This window comes from Streptomyces sp. CB01635, assembly GCF_002803065.1.
Classification (GTDB): domain Bacteria; phylum Actinomycetota; class Actinomycetes; order Streptomycetales; family Streptomycetaceae; genus Streptomyces.
In genome coordinates, this window is sequence record NZ_NNBL01000024.1 from 123,579 (window position 1) to 135,663 (window position 12,085).

A 12,085-nucleotide genomic window follows, 5' to 3' on the forward strand; every position below is an offset into this window, starting at 1 on the left:
GTTGCAACATATGCACGCCTGTTGCGCAAGGGCTGCTAATGTTCTTCATGACCACTGCGGGATGTCAATGGCATGTCACCCATGCCAATGGAGGGACGGCGCGATGACCACCACGGCCGCCACGGCTGTCTGCCTCGGCGAGACGATGGCCCAGGTCACGCCCGCCGACGGCGCAGGCCTCGAGCGCAGCGAGGAGCTGCGGCTCGCCGTCGCGGGCGCCGAGTCGACCGTCGCCCAGTACCTCGCCGACCTCGGCCACGGCGCCGCCTGGGTAAGCCGGGTCGGCGACGACCCGTTCGGGCGGCGGATCGTCGCGGCGGTCGCGTCACGCGGCGTGGACGTCACCGGCGTACGGCGCGACACCTCGGCCCCGACCGGCGTCTACTTCAAGGACCCGAGGCCTGACGGCACGCGCGTGCACTACTACCGGGCCGGCTCGGCGGCCTCCCGGATGAGCGCGGCCGACGCGGACGGCATCGACCTGACCGACGTACGGCTGCTGCACCTGACCGGGATCACACCCGCCCTCTCCGACACGTGCGCGGTGCTCGTGGCCGCGCTTCTGGAGCGGGCGGCCGGCACCAAAACCCTGGTCTCGTTCGACATCAACCACCGCCCCGCGCTCTGGAGTTCGCGCGGCGAGGCGGCCGAGGCGCTGCTCGCCCTGGCACGCCGTGCCGACATCGTGCTCGTCGGGCGCGACGAGGGTGAGACCCTGTGGGGCACCGCCACCGCACAGGACATCCGCGACCACATCGCGCCGCGCGGCACGCTCGTCGTCAAGGACGGCGCCGTGGGAGCCACTGAATTCACCGACGAGACACAGGAGTTCGTGGCCGCGCCCGCCGTGGACGTGGTGGAGGCCGTCGGCGCGGGTGACGCCTTCGCCGCCGGATACCTGAGCGGGCTGCTCGACGGTGCGGCGCCGCGCCAGCGACTCGCCCTCGGCCACCGTCTGGCCGGGCGCACGCTGCGCAGCATCGAGGACTACGTCCCCATCTCACCAAAAGACAGAAGCTGAGGTCATGTCACAGACCGTACGGCGGGCCATCGACATCCTGGAGTGCATCGCCCGCAGGCCGCGCACGCAGACCGAGGTCGGCGAGCACCTGGGCGTGCACCGGTCGACCGCGCTGCGCCTGCTGGAGTCGCTGGCCGAGGGCGGACTCGCCCGCCGCCTGCCCGACGGGCGGTACGCGGTCGGCCACCGGCTCGCCGGGCTCGCCCAACTGGCCCTGGAACAGTTCGGCTTGAAGGACATCGCAAGCGAGCACCTGCGCGGCCTCGGCGAGCGCAGCGGACACACCGTGCACCTCGCAGCGCTGGAGGGCGAACAGATCGTGTACGTCGACAAGGTCGACCCGGTGGACGGAGTGCGGCTGTACTCGCAGATCGGCCGACCCGTCACGCTGCACACCGCGGGCGTCGCCAAGGCGATCCTCGCCCACGTACCCCGCGATCGGGCCGAGGCGCTCCTCGCCGGCTGCGACTTCGCGCCGCACACCGGCACGACGATCACCGACGCAGCCGCCTACCGCGCGGCCCTCGACGAGACCCGGGCGCGCGGCTGGGCCGTCGACGACGGCGAGTACGAGGACTACGTGAACTGCCTCGCCGTCCCCGTCCGCGACAGCGGCGGCGACGTGGTCGCCGCCGTGTCCGTCACCGCCCTGAAGGCGAAGGCCGACCTGGCCGCCCTCGAGGCCGACGTACTGCCTGACCTGATGACCACCGCCGAGACGATCTCCAAGGAGCTGGGATGGCGCCCCTGACCCCCGTAGACCCCGAGACGCCGACGTTCGACGAGCTGTTCGCCAAGTCGCCCGTGATGGCGATCCTGCGCGGCATGCCGGCGGACAAGTCCGTGGAACTCGCCGTACGAGCCTGGGACCTGGGCATCGAGTGCGTCGAGGTACCGGTGCAGACCGAGGAGGCCGCGCGGGTGCTCGCCGCCGTCGTGGCCGCGGGCCGCGAGCGCGGCAAGGCGGTCGGTGCGGGCACGGTCACCACGACCGAGCGCCTCGAGTGGGCGGTGTCGGCGGGTGCCGCGTTCACGGTGGCCCCCGGGCTCGCCGCCGAAGTGGCACAGGCCAGCATCGACGCGAGCCTGCCGCACCTGCCCGGCGTCGCCACCCCCACCGACGTCCAGGCGGCGCGGGCGCTCGGCCTGACCTGGCTGAAGGCCTTCCCGGCGAGCGTGCTCGGTCAGGGCTGGTTCAAGGCCATGCGGGGCCCGTTCCCGGAGGTGCCGTTCGTGGCGACGGGCGGCATCGACGCGTCCAACGCTGCCGCTTACCTGGCAGCCGGAGCCAGGGTCGTCGCCGTGGGCTCAGCCCTGGAGGACCCGGAACAACTCCCGCTGCTGGCCGATCTGTTGGCATCCCGCTAGGCACGGGCGACTTGCCTTTTAGAGGCTTGAACCCGGGCTCGGCCTCGAAGAAGCCGTCGGCAATTGGAAGCCGGTGACCGTTTTCGAACCCCGCACCCTCCCGTCACGGACCTTGGCCGGTGGCGGCGCTGTGCGTGGCCATGGGTACGCACAGCGCCCAACTCTCCACCGACGGGGGAGTGCAGGTGAGTCTGCGGGGGTTTCGTGTGGTCATGTCTTGCGCTGGCCGGAGTTGCCTCGATCACCCAGCTCGGCGCCCCACCCACTCGGGAACTGGGATCGCTGACCTTCACCACCTACACCTGCGCGCTCGCGTCGGCGCTGCTACCACCGGTGGCCGGTCCGGATGCACAAGGTGAGGCAGTGGTACCCCAGCGGGCAGGAGCATCGCGTGATCTGGCGTGGCCCGTACATCAAAGGGCCCGCAGATGCGCCGTTGATGATGGGGGAGAAGACGTACACCGTGGGCGCGTAGGTGTACGGAGCGCACCTACGCCGAGCACCTGGTACGCACCCGCTGCAGGGCGGAGACAGGAGCCCCCGCCGGGCAGAACCGCCGACGCTTCCTTTTTCGTTCCGTGCCTGTCAGGCGGCGAACAAAGCCAGCCGCCGTCGACCGGCTCCTGCGCCACGCACACATGGTCCTGACCGAAGGCTCCTCACTACGGCCAACCCAGGCCACCAGCGGTCAGGGCGTCGTCCCGTTGAATCAGACGGGCTGACCCCGGCTCTCCCTCAGACGGGCTCCGGAAGCGGTCCGAGGTGTTTGATGACGCGCTCTCGCAGAAGGAGGTACTCCTCCCAGCGGCGGGGCAGAGGGCCCGGCGGACGCGCGACGACACGGGCAGCGGTGACGGTCTGTCCGAGCTGGAACTGCTCGCGCGTCAGATCGAGTTCAATACCGCTGGGCAGCCGGTTCCACCAGTGGAAGCCGTGCTCGGTCCCGTCAAGGTGCACCTCACCGACTATGAGATCACCGCTGAAGATGTCGTTGATGACCAAGGCCGTGATGTCACAGTGGCCCCAGGCCGGGTTGCCGGGCTGCCAGTCGGCCTGATCGTCGGGCGAACAGGTGTCGGCGGCCCAGCTGGCGCGCAGGGCTCTGTCGAGATCGAGCAGGTTCCAAGGGATCACGTCGCCAGCATCGCAGCCACCACTGACATCGGAGATGGCACAAGAGCGGCGAGCCCCGACAGGACCGAAGCACGAGCTGCCGAACAGGCGACTGATAGTCATACCGGACAGGGGGATCAACTGTCCGTCAGCAAGGACTTGAGTTGTCTGCTCACCCTGCCGGCGTCGTCGAAGGACACGTCAACCGGATCAAGGTGCTCAAGCGCCAGATGTTCGGCCGGGCCGGCTTCGCTCTCCTGCGAAAGAGGGTTCTTCTGGCCGGCTGACCACAGCCACCCATAGGGTGACGGGGACGAGAGAAGAAGATGCACCATGGATCCCCGCATACCCCGACTGCGTCGCAAACTGGCCGCGATCCCGTTCCAACCGCTGCGCAGCCACTCCTTCGGGGAAGAGCAACACGAGTTTCGCCTCGGTCCGAAGCTGGCGGAAGCACGCGTCGCTGCGTTTGAGGCCGAGCACGACATCGTCCTGCCCGACGCCTATCGGCAGTTCCTCACGCACATCGGCGGGTCAGGCGCGGCGCCGTTCTACGGCCTCATGCCGGTGGAGCGGTGTTCCCTGCTGGTCATGAATCCGCGTGGAGAACCGGGGACACCCCGCGGCTTCGACGCCACAGGACCCAGGGCCCACGGACGCGATCTCTTCCTCCACATCATCGAGATGGGCTGCACCGATGTATGCGTCCTCGCGGTGACCGGCCCCCTCACCGGCCGAGTCCTCATTGGTAACAGCGACGGGTTCTGGGGCCCCAACGTCTCCTCCGCCACCGACTTCCTCGAGTGGTACGAACGCTGGCTCAACCACATGAGCGCCGGACGCGACAACCGGGCCCTGGAACTCACCTCGCCTCGACTTCGTGCCCATCCAGACCGTCCTCGCATGGCCCCGAAGATCTGACTCTTCGTAATTGCTGCACGGAATGGATGCTGTTGGTGATCTTCGCTCGGTGGGGTGAAGCCTTCCCCCGAGGGGTTGTTCGCGCTGGCGGCGGTGTGCTGCCGTTGTTGAGCGGGGCAGTCACTGCCGGTCGGAGGGGGCCGGAATGTCGATGGGGTGTGGTTCTGGTCGAGTGGTTCCGCCACTGACCGTGAAGATGGCCCGGGCGAGTAATCCGCGTAGCACGGCAGCGATGTGGATGCGTGACCGGCTCGACGAGCTGTTCGTGGACGAGGATTTCGCCGACTGGTATCCGTCGGACGGGCGCCCGGGTCTGTCACCGGCCCGGCTCGCGCTGGTGTCGGTGTTGCAATACACGGAGAATCTGACCGACCGGCAGGCGGCGGAGGCCGTCCGGTGCCATCTGGACTGGAAGTACTGCCTGGAGCTGGACGACGCGGGCTTCGACTTCACGGTGCTGAGCGAGTTCCGTGACCGGCTGGCCGAAGGGGACCGTGCAGACCGGCTGCTGGCTGTGATGGTCGAACGTCTTGCGGATCTCGCCCGACAGCATCCACCACGCCGCCCGGCAGTGGGACATCACACTCTTCGGACCAGCCCGTGACGACCCACAGGCCGGTAAACGGCCCGGCTTCGCCAAGCAGGACTTCCACATCGACTGGCAAGCCCGCACCCTGACCTGCCCCAACGGCGTGACGAGTCCACCATGGAAGCCCACACTCGGCGACGGCCACCCCCGGCTCTCCGTGCTCTTCCCATGCAAGGCCTACCGCGAATGCGTCGACCGGCTCAAATGCACCGGCAACGTCGAAGGCAAGGGCCGTCACGTCTTCCTGATGCCACAACCTCTCCAAGAGATCCAGACGCAGACCAGGGCCGAACAGACAACGACCGAGTGGCGCCGGAGATACGCGATCCGAGCAGGCTGCGAGGCCACCGTCTCCGAGACCGTTCATGCCCACGGCCTGCGGAACTGCCGCTACCGAGGCATCGCCAGAACCCACGTCCAACACGTGCTGACGGCAGCCGGAACGAACATCGTCCGACTCAGCGGCTACCTCTCGCCGGGCATCGCACCGCCCCGCAAAGCGCGGCCCAGGAGCCGCTTCCACCAGCTCTGCCGCGACCTGCCCACCTAAGATTCGCCAACAGCATCCGGAAGTTGTGCCAGAACCCAATCTCGTGTCTCGCGGGCCAGGTGCAGGACGAGGGCTTGGATGGAGCGGACGGTGCGGGCGCTCGGGCTGCTTGTTGCAGGAGGCTCTCGTGTGGGGCCGCCGGAGCGGGTCGCGGTGCCATCGCAAGATGGTGTCCGGAGGGACGAGTAGCAGTAGCCGCGCAGCACCGCACGGGGGAGCGGGGTCAGGAGCGCGGCGAGGACGACCCGGTCTGCGGGGCTGAACTTTACTTTCTGCGAGTCGAGTTGGCGCTCGAGAAGAGAGAGCTGGTGGCGTAGGGCGAGGATTTCTGCGGCCTTGGCGTGGTCACTCGTGCGCGGCAGGCCCAGAGCGGCGAAGAGGTGAGCAGCGGTCAGGTAGGTGGACGGAGCAGCACGAGCGGGCCTGGCTGAGCTGCGGCGTTCGCCGCGCGTCGGGGGAGACGAGCGGTGTCGGGACGGCGGGCGGATGGACACCCAGCTCCTGCGGGGCAACGGCGGTGTCGGGTAGCCGAATAACGGCGACGACGAGCCGTGATGGTGCCGATACTGGTGATGCCGGGGGCGGCGGTCTCCTGCCCTACGGTCACCCCCCCGACGCGGCACGCCAGCCGTGCCACCGGCGGACGGCGATCACGAGCGCCGGACCGGTCGGCGGTCGCTGCCGGTACGGCGCGTACTTCTCCCGCAACAGGGCGACGGCCGCCGGGTACTCGCCCTGGGTGCCGGGCGGCAGCACCCGGGCGTCACCGTCCGCGCGGACCCACCACAGCCGCTCCCAGTCCTCGTCGTACGCGTCGACGAGCAGGCAGACAGCCGGGTGGGCCGCGATGTTGTCCAAGCGTTTCAGCTGCTGTGACCTCTTCGGCTTCCAGTCGACGGCGGTGACGATCTCCTCGCCGTGGGCCGCGAAGACGACCGGCACCAGATGCGGGCGCAGGCCCGCGTCCACCGTCGCCAGGCGCGCCACCCGCGCGGTCATGAACCGGCGGCGCGCCTCGTCCCCGGCCATGTCCGGCACGGTCAGCTCCTGTTCAGCGGCAGCCGCGAGCTGTCACCGGTGGCCGGACGTGGCCTCGGCCAGTTCGTCCAGGGTGCGCAGCGTCTCGTTCTTCGGCAGGGTCGGCAGATACAGCAGGACGCGTTCCACGCCGAGTTCGGCGTAGGTGTCGAGCGTCTTGCGGTCGTGCCGGCCCGCGTACACCACGACGGACGGGCGGTCACCGGCCGTCCGCCGCATACGCGCGATGCGTTCACCCAGCTTCTCGAGCGGCAGATTGCTCGGCATCCACGCCGCACCGTACGCGGCGACGCGTTCGAAAGCGCGCTCGCTGTCGCCCCCGACCCAGATGGGCGGATGGGGCTTCTGGACCGGCTTGGGCCAGGCGTAGACGGGATCGAAGTCGACGAAGTCGCCATGGAACTCGGCCTCCTCCTTGGTCCACAGCTCGATCATCGCGCGGATGCGTTCGTCCATGAGCCGCCCGCGGACGGCCGGATCCGTCCCGTGGTTGCGCATCTCCTCGCGGTTCCAGCCCGCGCCGACCCCGAACACGGCCCGGCCGCCGGAGATCAGATCGAGAGAGGCGACCTCCTTCGCGGTGTGGATCGGATCGCGCTGGATCACCAGAGCGATGCCGGTGCCCAGGAGCAGGTCACGGGTCACCGAGGCGGCCGCGGCGAGCGCCACGAACGGGTCGAGCGTCCGGTAGTAGATCCGCGGCAGCTCACCGCCCCCCGGGTACGGGGACTCCCGCTTGACCGGAATATGCGAGTGCTCGGCCAGCAGCAGGGAGTCGAACCCACGCTCCTCCAGGGCGGGTCCCAACGCCTTGGGGCCAATGCCCTCATCGGTGACAAATGTCGATACTCCGAACTTCATCCGTGACCACCTCGTCTCGTCGGCACACCCGCTGTCAGTGTGACGTGGTCGGTCGCTCCTCGTCGGGCATGACCTCCCGCGGCGTGGCGCCCGGACCCTACGCCCACTGTCACTGCCCGACCCACGCGTCCGCCGGCCGCTGCAGGGCCACCTCGCACAGCGCCGCAGTGGTGAGGCGAGAACGCCGGCGATCGCACGCGGGTCGTCACGGAGCTCGTAGACGATGTCGAGCATCCGCGCCCGGCCCTCGCGACCGTGTGGCACCTGCCCCAGCACTAACTGGATGGTGGCCCGGGCGCGGGCGGTGGCGGCCACCTGGTCCTCGACGTTGCGCAGTTCCTCATCGAGCCGGCCTCCGAACAGGCTGCGCTACCCCTCGGCCGTCATCAGGACAGGCGTCCGCGTCCTCGGGGACCAGCCGGTCGATGTCCGGGACCCCGTACCCGTTGCGCAGATGCTCCGGGCAGTCGTCGTACACGATGGCGGCCAGGAGGAACTGCGCGGCGTGGAGCGTGTGGAAAGGGGGGAACTGTGCGGTGAAGTCCCCGTGATCGTGGACAGCAGTTGGTTAGCCTCGATCTTTCTCGACGGTCCGCCGACGGAGTCGGTGGACCGTTTTGGCTTCTGGGCGGGGTCGCAGGCAGGCCAAGGGCCCGAGTGTCGCGTCGGGTGGGCGCCGGGTTCCACTGCCCGGGCTGTGATGCTGATGCTCGCAGGAACGGGGAAGCTCCTGGTCAGCCTGGGTTGAGGAGGAGGGCGAGCCGGGCCAGCGCTGCGGTGATCTCGTCGGTCCAGGGCCAGTGGCGGGCCAGGCGGAGGATCCGCCGACGGCCCGTGGTGAGGAGTTGGGCGGCCGCGGTGAACAGGCGGGACCGCAGGCGGCGGGGCTCCCAGAGCCGGACCTTGCCGGTCAGGGCGAGCATGGGCATCCAGGCCAGCAGGTCGAGAGCGATCTGGACGATCTCCAGCCAGACCTTGTTCTGGGCCGTGTCGTGGAGGGGAAGGTTGCGCAGGCCGGTGGCCCGGGCGGCCCGGATGCGGTCTTCCGCGCGGGCCCGCAGCCGGTGACGAAGCTCGAGTTCGGCGATCGGCCGGCCGGCGGTGTTGGTCGCGACGCAGGTGAGCCGCATGCCGTCGGCGTCCGTGAACCTCAACTGGGCCCCGGGATGCGGCCGTTCCCTGCGGACGATCAGCCGCATGCCCGGCGGCCAGCCGTCCAGGACGCCGGCGGCCAGTTCGGCGACCCAGGCCCCGTCCCACACCTCGCCGCTGGTCTCGATGGCCGGTGTCCAGGCCGGTTCGGGGATCTTCAGAACGTGTTGGTGGATCGCCTCGGTGATCGTCATTCCGACGGAATAGGACAGCCACCGGCCCCGCCGGGTGAGCCATGACACGAACGCGTGGGTGCCCCGGCTGAGTCCATGCGGATCAGGGTTTACCGCCCGCGCCGGTATTTTCGGGGCAGTTGGGCCAGGGCGAGGCGGGTGGCGGTGACGTGGTCGGCGGCCGTGTTGGAACCCGTGTTTCCGGGCCGCAGCAGGACTGCCACCGGTTCGCCCTTGCCGCCCGAGCCATGGTCCACGAAGCCCATCAGCGGATGGTGGCCGTAGGTCTTTTTCCAGGTCGCCGTCGCGTCCTGTTTGTCGGAGTGGGCGAGGACCAGGACGCCGTCCAGATCGACCGTCACCCCACCGCCCTGGTCGGGGGCGTTGTTGCCGGCCAACGACCAGATGCGGGAGCGGACGTCGGCCCGGGCCCGGTGGATGACCTGCAGTGCCTTCTCGCCGGAGGCGGCGAGGGTGTCGATCAGGCGCGAGACGGTCGAGTCGGAGGCGACCGGGCCGAAGACGTCCGGCTCGGACCGCAGCGTGGCGATGTCGGCGAGGTAGTCCCCACCGAGGGCGACCGCCAGCGCGAGGTCCAGGAGGATCTTGCCGGGATCGTGGACGGCCCGCGGTTTCCGCCAGGGTGCGAGCGTGGCGGATATCGCCTGGTCAAGCCCACTCTTGCGGACTGTTTCGACGAGCAGGACCGAACCGGCCTGCGAGACGACGTGGGACCGTCGCCCGGACACGTACACGCGGGTACGACCCAATACTCTTCTTCACCTGAGGAGTGCAGCTTTCCCGATGACGAACAGGACCCTAGACAAGTCCCATCGTCCCAGGTCAGAGGCACTCCTTGCTTATTTGATCAGCCATCGGACAGCCCACCTCGTGAAAACGCGAGGCTAGGCTAAATAGTCACCGTGGTCGTCCTGGAGCATGAGGCGACGTTCCTGTTCGCGCTTGGAGTAGGCGGCTGCCCTGATCGCCTCGTCGCTCTCCAAGCCCGATCCCAGCGCGCCGCCCACCGTGGCGACCGAAGCGACGAACCATGACAACGTCCAGTAGCCCGTTGCGTGCAGCGGGGTTCGTGTCATGGAAGCGAACACTTGGTCGTTGAGGATAAACAGCGCCCACACCAAGTTGATGACCATCAAGCCCACGTAGCAGACGAGCACCCCGATACCCACGGTCACGACCGTTGAGGCGTTGTAGAGTCTCGCTCTCTGCCTCGCCTCCAGCGAGCCCTCTGCGGAGCGATGCCACAGCTGCGCGTCTACGATCAGCCAGCCGATCATGACCCCGACGGACCCGACCATGGCGATCACGAGGCGCGGCGCGCCCAGGGCCTCGGCCAGGCTCCAGACGGTGGAGTTCACGGTGGCGACTGCTCCCGTGGCAAGTGCGGCTGCCAGGGCTTTCGACAGCCCCGGCACCAACCGCCACGGTCGGTTGGCGCGGACCATACCGACGAGCACCCGCAGGTAACCGCGCGGCCCGCTGACGACGTACCGAAGATCGGAGGTCTCCTCCCCACCGACCGGGACCGGGTGGATGGGCGCGAGTCGACCGGCAAAGGGCCCCAGCGACGGCTGACTCTGCGAAGGTCCTTCAGCCCCAGTAGCCTTCGGACCTGCCAAGCCCAGCACGGCTTCTTCCACGGCCCGCCGAGCCCTCGTATACAGCCGAAAGCCCCCCAAAGAGGGAAGAGACAACAACGCCAAGCCGTGTTCGTGACTCAGATTCACAACGAGCTTGCGCCCGTGCGTGTGCAGCGGAAGGTCGGTGAGAGCCACGACGATGTCCCAATCCTCCGAACTTCCGCGATCCATGATCCGGCGCATCAGGGTGGGCAAGTCCTCGGTCCCTGCGGTGAAGGGCTCACTGACGACCTCGACGTCGAACCGTCGCCCCTGCCCCGACTTGTCGGCGAGTCGAGCAGTAAGTGTCTGGGCCATGCGCTGCGCGATCTCCGTCGGCGCATCCGGATCCGCCAGGAGAGCCACGACTGTAACGCCCTGAGACGACACCCGCATGAACTGGACCCTTCTCGTCGGCTGCCCCCGACCGCCCGTGCCCACAGGATGCCCCCGAGGTATCGCCGACGCCGCATGACACGCTGGCCCCTGCCAGCAGGTGTAGGCGGTACGGTCAGATCTCCTCGTCCTCCCCGTGCAGGGCCCGCTCCACCACCGGGCCACGGTTGCGTGCGCCACCGCGAACCCCCGCTCCGCGCCACCCCGGGCACCGCGACGAGATCGATCGGCAGCAGGCCCGCCTCCTGTTCAACCTCGTCACCATGATCAGCTTGTTCATGGGCATCACTGCCTCTACGCTGCGCTGTTCCTGCTCGTCCATGTCATTGCGGCATTCCTGCTCACACCGTCTTCGGCCGGCCACCCGAGCATGACCTGCGCGACATCATGGACGCGATCTTGTACGTGGACCGGACCGGGGTCCAGTGGCGCTACCTTCCGCATGACTTCCCGCACTGGAACACGGTCTACGGCTACTTCACCAAGTGGCAGCAGGAAGGCGTGTTCGCCCAGCTCAACGGCCTGCTCCGGCAGTTGTTGCGGCAGCAGGAAGGGCGGGACGCCGAGCCGTCGGCCTGTGTGATCGATGCCCAGAGCGTCAAGACCTCCACCAGCGTTCATGCCTCGAGCCAGGGCATCGACGCGGGCAAGAAGATCGTAGGCAGGAAGCGGAGCATCGTCACCGACACGATCGGGCTCCTGCTCGCCGTGCTGGTCACAGCGGCGAGCGTGCAGGATTCCGTGGCCGGCACTGGGCTGTTGGACCAGGTCGCCGCCGAGCACCCCGGCATCCGCAAGGCGTGGGTCGACGGCGGTTACCGCCAACACCTCGTCGAACACGCCGCGACCCTCGGCATCGACATGGAGATCAGCACTCGCAAGCCCGGGCTCAGGGGATTCACCCCGATCCCCAAGCGGTGGGCGGTCGAGCGGACCTACGGCTGGCTGATGCTCCACCGCCGCCTGGCCCGTGACTACGAGACCCTGCCCGCCCGTTCCGAAGCCATGATCCACATTGCCATGACCGACCTCATGGCCCGCCGCCTCACCGGCGAGAACACCATCTCCTGGCGCGACCCGACACCCCACACCAAACAGTCGATTCCGGGATAAAACACTGGGAGAAAACGACCTCTTAGGCCCAATGCCGTTGCCTTTGCTGTAGGCGTACTGTGCTTGGCAGTTCGTCCTGGGGGTGGTTTAGGTGACTGCGAGTGTGTCTGACTTATCGGGTCTCGGCCTGTTGACCTGGGTGTATCCGCC

12 protein-coding genes and 1 pseudogene are annotated in these 12,085 nt (G+C 68.5%); 8 read left to right on the forward strand and 5 right to left on the reverse strand.

Going from position 1 to position 12,085, the window contains the following annotated elements; genetic code table 11:
• The first annotated feature begins 103 nt into the window (after positions 1–103).
• The 3 genes from CG723_RS36750 to CG723_RS36760 are packed head-to-tail and all read left to right on the forward strand — an operon-like array spanning position 104 to position 2,389.
• Entirely contained in the window at positions 104–1,021 is a 918-nt protein-coding gene (locus CG723_RS36750; protein WP_100597870.1) for a sugar kinase, read from the forward strand.
• Positions 1,022–1,025: 4 nt separating this feature from the next.
• Positions 1,026–1,772 carry an IclR family transcriptional regulator gene (locus tag CG723_RS36755; protein WP_100597871.1) on the forward strand — a complete coding sequence of 249 codons (747 nt, stop codon included), beginning with the start codon at positions 1,026–1,028 and terminating at the stop codon, positions 1,770–1,772.
• Positions 1,760–2,389: a bifunctional 4-hydroxy-2-oxoglutarate aldolase/2-dehydro-3-deoxy-phosphogluconate aldolase gene (locus CG723_RS36760; RefSeq protein ID WP_100597872.1), complete on the forward strand. Its 630-nt coding sequence runs from the start codon at positions 1,760–1,762 to the stop codon at positions 2,387–2,389. Before CG723_RS36755 ends, CG723_RS36760 begins: the two co-directional genes overlap by 13 nt.
• Before the next feature lie 735 nt (positions 2,390–3,124).
• Here the strand turns inward: CG723_RS36760 and CG723_RS36770 are convergent.
• Positions 3,125–3,523, reverse strand: a complete 399-nt coding sequence (locus CG723_RS36770; RefSeq protein WP_100597873.1) for a YunG family protein — start codon at positions 3,521–3,523, stop codon at positions 3,125–3,127.
• A 143-nt stretch (positions 3,524–3,666) separates the two neighbouring features.
• Here CG723_RS36770 and CG723_RS48770 point away from each other — a divergent pair, with 143 nt between their 5' ends.
• The 4 genes from CG723_RS48770 (at position 3,667) to CG723_RS36785 (ending at position 5,562) form a co-directional block, all read left to right on the forward strand.
• Positions 3,667–3,789 carry a hypothetical protein gene (locus tag CG723_RS48770; protein ID WP_267893756.1) on the forward strand — a complete coding sequence of 41 codons (123 nt, stop codon included), beginning with the start codon at positions 3,667–3,669 and terminating at the stop codon, positions 3,787–3,789.
• 46 nt (positions 3,790–3,835) lie between these two features.
• Complete coding sequence (locus CG723_RS36775; protein WP_100597874.1) at positions 3,836–4,423, forward strand: SMI1/KNR4 family protein; 588 nt, start codon at positions 3,836–3,838, stop codon at positions 4,421–4,423.
• Between the two features lie 238 nt (positions 4,424–4,661).
• Entirely contained in the window at positions 4,662–5,027 is a 366-nt protein-coding gene (locus CG723_RS36780) for a transposase (protein ID WP_159032627.1), read from the forward strand.
• Positions 4,954–5,562 (forward strand): transposase, encoded by a 609-nt coding sequence (locus CG723_RS36785; protein WP_100597876.1) that lies wholly within the window; start codon positions 4,954–4,956, stop codon positions 5,560–5,562. Before CG723_RS36780 ends, CG723_RS36785 begins: the two co-directional genes overlap by 74 nt.
• Positions 5,563–6,165: 603 nt before the next feature.
• On the opposite strand, the gene CG723_RS36790 is transcribed toward CG723_RS36785, so the two are convergent.
• From CG723_RS36790 to CG723_RS36810, 4 genes and pseudogenes are all read right to left on the reverse strand, one after another.
• On the reverse strand, positions 6,166–6,600 hold the full coding sequence (locus CG723_RS36790; RefSeq protein WP_199842036.1) for a TIGR03668 family PPOX class F420-dependent oxidoreductase: 435 nt from the start codon (positions 6,598–6,600) through the stop codon (positions 6,166–6,168).
• A 33-nt stretch (positions 6,601–6,633) separates the two neighbouring features.
• The gene (locus CG723_RS36795; protein ID WP_100597877.1) at positions 6,634–7,461 is read right to left on the reverse strand and encodes an LLM class F420-dependent oxidoreductase; all 828 of its coding nucleotides are present in this window, start codon (positions 7,459–7,461) and stop codon (positions 6,634–6,636) included.
• Between the two features lie 734 nt (positions 7,462–8,195).
• Positions 8,196–9,569 (reverse strand): annotated as a pseudogene (locus CG723_RS36805) (IS1380 family transposase).
• A 122-nt stretch (positions 9,570–9,691) separates the two neighbouring features.
• Positions 9,692–10,822 (reverse strand): hypothetical protein, encoded by a 1,131-nt coding sequence (locus CG723_RS36810; protein ID WP_199842037.1) that lies wholly within the window; start codon positions 10,820–10,822, stop codon positions 9,692–9,694.
• A gap of 333 nt (positions 10,823–11,155) precedes the next feature.
• On the opposite strand from CG723_RS36810, the gene CG723_RS36820 reads away from it, so the two are divergent.
• Positions 11,156–11,935, forward strand: coding sequence for an IS5 family transposase (locus CG723_RS36820; RefSeq protein ID WP_100597880.1), 780 nt, complete (start codon positions 11,156–11,158; stop codon positions 11,933–11,935).
• Positions 11,936–12,085: the final 150 nt, after the last annotated feature.